Source organism: Caballeronia sordidicola (genome assembly GCF_000729995.1).
GTDB lineage: Bacteria > Pseudomonadota > Gammaproteobacteria > Burkholderiales > Burkholderiaceae > Caballeronia > Caballeronia sordidicola_A.
The window spans coordinates 1-457 of record NZ_JNFG01000125.1 but is presented as its reverse complement, the minus strand read 5'-3'; the positions used below and the strand labels follow the sequence as shown (position 1 = coordinate 457).

Below are 457 nucleotides of genomic sequence, written 5' to 3'. Positions count from 1 at the left end.
CACCATCCGGTGCGACTGTTCATCGGATCCGGTATGCCGTCGGGGTTGTGGCGACGCGTCACCGACAAGTTCGACCCGGCACATGTCGTCGAGTTCTTCGCGACGACCGATGGGGAAGCGGTGCTGGCCAACGTGTCCGGCACCAAGATCGGCAGCAAGGGACGGCCGCTCCCCGGCGGTGGCAAGGTTCGGCTGGCGGCCTATGACCCCATCGACGATGTGATCATCGAAGGTGAGGCCGGGTTCGGCCAGATCGCCAAGCCCGGCGAAGTCGGCCTGCTGCTGGCCAAGCCGCCGGGCGACGTTGATCCTGCCGCCGCGGTACGACGCGGGGTCTTCGCACCGGGCGACACCTGGGTGTCCTCCGAGTCATTGTTCCGTAGGGACGAGGACGGCGACTTCTGGATGCTCGACGGTCGCAACACCGCGATCCGGACTCCGTACGGCGTCGTCTACG

General features: G+C 66.7%; 1 pseudogene. It reads left to right on the top strand.

Going from position 1 to position 457, the window contains the following annotated elements:
• Window positions 1-457 (top strand): annotated as a pseudogene (locus FH08_RS48790) (hypothetical protein); the annotation flags it as partial.